Below are 4,851 nucleotides of genomic sequence, written 5' to 3'. Positions count from 1 at the left end.
GAGAGGTCGCGGCCGGGAACTCCCTGGAACGCAAGATCCAGGAGCTCCGGTACGCCCTGGGCATCGAGAAGCGGTTCTCCAAGGACGAGATCCTGGAGCGATACCTCAACATCGCGTATTTCGGTGACGGGGCGTACGGGATCGGCACCGCCGCCGAGCACTACTTCGGGGTGCCCATCTCCCAGGTCACTCTCGAACAGGCGGCGCTGCTCGCCGGGCTCGTGCAGAGTCCGTCCCGGTACAACCCCGCCGCTTACCCGGAGGCCGCGCTGGCCCGGCGCAACACCGTGCTGGACAAGATAGCCGCCGAGGGGTATATCTCCACCACCCAGGCAGAGGCGACGAAGCAGATGCCGCTGAACGTCGTGAAGGCCCCGCCGCCGGCCGCGGACTCCTGCGAGACGTCGTCGGCGCCGTTCTTCTGCGACTACGTGCGGTCCCAGCTGCGAGCGAGCCCGGCGCTCGGTTCCACCCTGGAGGAACGCAACCGACGCATCTACGAGGGCGGCCTGGTCATCAGGACCACTCTCGACCCGATGGTGCAGCAGGCGGCGCAGGACGCCGTCAACTCGACCGTGTCACCGAGCAGCCGGGTGTCGGCGACCGAGGTCGTCATCCAGCCCGGCACCGGCAACATCCTCGCCATGGCAGTGAACCGGGTGTACGGCTCGAACACAGCCGTCAACCAGACGGTGGTACCGCTGCCGACCAGCGCCACCTTCCAGCCCGGGTCGACGTTCAAGACCTTCGTGCTCGCCGCCGCGCTCGAACAGGGCTACGGCACCTCAACGGCCTTCTACTCCCCGGCCTGCTACAAGACCAAGAAGTTCCCGTTGGACCGCGGTGAGGGCGACTGCCCCAGGGGTTTCTCGAACTCCGATCCCGCCGAGGCCGGCATCTACGACATCCCCAAGGGCACCTGGGACTCAGTGAACACCTTCTACGTGCAGCTCGCGGAGAAGACCGGCGTCCCGGCGGTCCTGGAGATGGCCAAACGCCTGGGCGTCACACCGCCGAAGGCAGACAAGATCGGCTCCACCGACGGGGCCACCGCCATCGGCGGCGGCCAGTACATGTACGTCTCCCCGTTGCAGATGGCCGACGCCTACGCGACGATCGCCGGCGGCGGGGTGCGCTGCACGCCCCGCTTCGCCACCGAGGCCATCGACTCCAGCCACGACCCGATCGACATCGCCCAGCCGCGGCAGTGCGAACAGGTACTCGCCAAGGGTGTTGCTGACACCGTGACCAGTGTGCTCGCCGGCGTCCCGGTCCGCGGGACCGGGACCAAGGCCGCCATCGACCGCCCCTCGGCAGGCAAGACCGGCACCACCGACGAGTTCTCGGCCGCCTGGTATGTCGGCTTCACCCCGCAGCTCGCCGCGGCGGTATCCGTCGGCGACCCCATGGGGGCGGAGAGCCACCCGCTGCGGGGCGTCGTCGCCGACGGCCGGACCTGGCCCCATGTCTTCGGCGGCGACCTGCCCGCGATCATCTGGAGCAAGTCGATGCGGGCCGCCCTGGCCAACCGGCCGGTGGTCCCGTTGCCCGGCGCCGATCCGACCGTCGCGCGCGGCACCAAGGGAGGTCTGCAGAACACCCCGCCAGCACCGGCGCCCGGTCAGGGCCTCGGCGACTTGTTGCAGAACCTGGGTCAGCAGATCTTTCCCGGCATGGGCGGACAGCCACAGGGAGGCGGCGCCCAGCCCGGCACGGGCCAGAGCGGGCAGAACCAGGGACAGCCGCAGCAGCCTCAGAACGGCGTCGAACCAGGATCCGGCAGAGGGGATCAGCCTGCCGGCCGCTAGCCAGCCTTCCGGCGGCCTGGTCAGCGCCTGAGATCCTGGTCAACGCCTAAGGTCCTGGTCAACGCCTAAGGTCGTGGGCCGCGGGCACCTGCACGGGATCGACCCCGATCGCTAGGGCGAGATAAACGGCCGTGTAGTCGAACAGGCCGATGAGTGAGGCGAGCCGTTCCAGCGGCCCGCCGCCGTCGGCGCGCAGTTCGGTGACGCCGACGCCTCGCTCGGCCGCCACCGCCACCGCCGCCTCGGCCTGCCGGGCGACATCCAGGCGTTCGACGTCGGGATCGCGCAGCAGGACCAGGCGGAGCCGGATCGACTCGTCCTCCTCGGCGCGGTCGCGGAAGAAGTCGTCGAAGTCGTCGCGCACCGGGCCGCCAGCCGCGAGACCCGCGCCGAAAGCACCGTCGAACAGCGCGACCTGGTGGCGGGCGGGATGCGGCAGCGCCCCGGCGATGGCCGGATACTTCGCGTTCGTCGCGAGCTGGGTGACGGCACGTTCGGCCACCACGTTCGTCACCGGTGAGGTTCCCCAGATGATCGGCAACGTACCGGCCAGCTCGAGCGCCAGCGTCTTCGCCGGATTGACGAACGACTCGCTGGACGTACGGCAGCGGGTCGCGACGTCCTCGAGGCGGACGGCGGCCGCCTCGATCGCCTCGTCCGCCACCCGCGCGATACCCAGGGCCCGGGCGACGATGATCAGTGGCAGCGACAACGACCACAGGGCGGCACGAGCGGGCTGCTCCGCCGAGGTCACGACGAGGGGCGCACCGGCCACCCCGGCCAGGTGGGCCAGGGGGGTGTCGGCAGGGGCGACCACGGCCACCCGCGCGCCGCGCCGGTTCGCCTCCTCCACCGCCGAACAGGTCTCCGCGGAGGTACCGGACGCCGACACCGCAAGGACGACGTCGGCCACCCCCACCCAGCCCGGCAGGCCGTAGGTGTGGTGACCGATGACGGGCACCGGGCTGGCCGGCCCGGCGACGGCGGCGAGCACCCCGGCGGCCAGCGCCGCGCCGCCCACCCCCACCACGACGACCGCCCGGGGCCGCCCGTCAGCGGCAAGGCGAGCGACCCCGGCCTCCTGGGCGAGGGTGGCACCGCGACGGACCTGGCGGGCGGCGGAGGCGATGTGCGGCAGGAGACCGCCGGCGTGACCGGCGTCAATGCGGGCGGTGTCGTCGAGGATCGCCTCGTCGAGGTACACGTCGAGGCCGCGGCGTCAGTTCGACGCCGGCGCGCCGGAGAACGGGACCGCCTCGTCGAGCAGCATCACCGGGATGTCGTCACACACCGGGAACGCCAGGCCGCAGGCGAGGCACACCAGCACGGGGGCACCGCCCAGCTCGTCGGGCCGCAGCTCACCGTGCTTGCTGCACGGGCAGACGAGGATCTCCAACAGCAGCGGGTCGAGACTCATCAGGCTTCCCTTCCGCTCCGGATGCGAGCGAGGATCTCGTCGCGCAGCCGATGCATCGTGGCGTCGTCGGGCCCCTCCACGTTGAGCCGCAACAGCGGCTCGGTGTTGGACGGGCGGAGGTTAAACCAGGATCCGTCCGAGAAGGAGATCGTCAACCCGTCCAGGTGGTCCACGTCGGCGGCGTCCGGCGCGTACGCCTTCTCGCTCACGTTCATCGCCGCCGCGGCGTCCGCGATCTCGGAATTGATCTCACCGGACGCGCTGTAACGGGCGTACCCCCCGAGCAGCCCGGACAGCGGCCGGTCCTGGCCGCCCAACGCGGCGAGCACATGAAGCGCGGCGAGCATGCCGGAGTCCGCCCGCCAGAAGTCGCGGAAGTAGAAGTGACCGGAATGCTCGCCACCGAAGACCGCGCCGGTACGGGCCATCTCGGCCTTGATGAACGAGTGGCCCACGCGGGTGCGGACCGGGACGCCCCCGCGCTCGGTGACCAACTCGGGGACCGCCCGGCTGACGATGACGTTGTGGATGACCGTGCCCCCCGGCTCCCGGGCCAGCTCGCGATCGGCCACCAGGGCGGTGATGGTCGACGGAGAGACGATCTCCCCCCGCTCGTCGACGACAAAGCAGCGGTCGGCGTCGCCGTCGAAGGCCAAGCCGATGTCGGCTCCGGAGCTGCGGACGGCGGCCTGCAGGTCCCGCAGGTTCGCCGGCTCGATCGGGTTCGCCTCGTGGTTCGGGAAGGAGCCGTCCAGCTCGAAGTAGAGCGGGATCACTGTCAGCGGCAGCCCGGTGAAGGTGGCCGGGACGGTCAGCCCGCCCATGCCGTTACCCGCGTCCACGGCGACCGTCAGCGGCCGGATCCCCGCCAGGTCGACCAGGGTGCGCAGATGACGCACGTAGGAGTCCAGCAGGTCCCGCCGGGTCACGGTGCCGCGACGACCGGGACCGGCGGGAATGCCCGCCTCGATCATCGCGCGGATGTCGGCGAGCCCGGTCTCCTGGCCGATGGGTGCCGCGCCGGCCCGGCAGAGCTTCATGCCGTTGTACTTCGCCGGGTTGTGCGACGCGGTGAACATCGCACCCGGAATGTTCAGCGAACCGGCGGCGAAGTAGAGCAGATCGGTGGATCCCAGCCCGGCGGCGATCACGTCCGCGCCCTGGCTGACCGCCCCCTCGGCGAAGGCCTCGGCGAGCGGGACCGACGACTCCCGCATGTCGTGCGCGGTCACGATCCGCGGGGCGCCGAGCAGCCGCACGAAGGCGGCTCCGGTGGCTCGGGCGACGTCGGCATCGAACTCCGCCGGCACCACGCCACGCACGTCGTACGCCTTGAAGATCCGCGAGAGGTCACGCATCCCTTCCAACCCCTTCTCCCTGGTGTCCCCCGGCACCGGGTGAATGGTGCCCCCCCGGCCGCGCGGCCACTGCTGCGACCGGCTCGGTTGACCTTATCCGCCGGGTCCGGCACCGCCAGGACCGCGTCCGGGCGAAGTCGCGCCGAACCACTCACCGGACCACCGGTACCTAGGGCCTGTTTGGGAAGTTTATCGGGGCAGCCATTCGTTGATCGCGGCGAAGGTGACTGTTGCTTCGTAGCGGACGGCTAGCTTGTCGTAGCGGGTC

The 4,851-nt window shown here is 70.9% G+C and carries 4 protein-coding genes; 1 reads left to right on the top strand and 3 read right to left on the bottom strand.

Going from position 1 to position 4,851, the window contains the following annotated elements:
* Positions 1 to 1,808: transglycosylase domain-containing protein (locus AC08OU_RS22605; protein ID WP_476605740.1), on the top strand; the 1,808-nt coding region annotated here is incomplete at its 5' end.
* A gap of 58 nt (positions 1,809 to 1,866) precedes the next feature.
* On the opposite strand, the gene AC08OU_RS22600 is transcribed toward AC08OU_RS22605, so the two are convergent.
* From AC08OU_RS22600 to AC08OU_RS22590, 3 genes are read right to left on the bottom strand one after another with little or no spacing between them, the layout of a single operon-like run.
* The gene (locus tag AC08OU_RS22600; protein WP_462188240.1) at positions 1,867 to 3,012 is read right to left on the bottom strand and encodes an SIS domain-containing protein; all 1,146 of its coding nucleotides are present in this window, start codon (positions 3,010 to 3,012) and stop codon (positions 1,867 to 1,869) included.
* Positions 3,013 to 3,027: 15 nt separating this feature from the next.
* A complete protein-coding gene (locus AC08OU_RS22595; protein ID WP_476605739.1) occupies positions 3,028 to 3,225 on the bottom strand; it encodes a Trm112 family protein in 198 nt (65 codons plus the stop codon).
* On the bottom strand, positions 3,225 to 4,583 hold the full coding sequence (locus AC08OU_RS22590; protein ID WP_476605738.1) for a phosphomannomutase/phosphoglucomutase: 1,359 nt from the start codon (positions 4,581 to 4,583) through the stop codon (positions 3,225 to 3,227). The genes AC08OU_RS22595 and AC08OU_RS22590 overlap by 1 nt, the downstream gene beginning before the upstream one ends.
* Positions 4,584 to 4,851: the final 268 nt, after the last annotated feature.

The organism is Frankia sp. CcMO1 (genome assembly GCF_977945845.1).
Note: the sequence above shows the minus strand (reverse complement) of the source record. Positions and strands in the feature narration are given on the sequence as shown.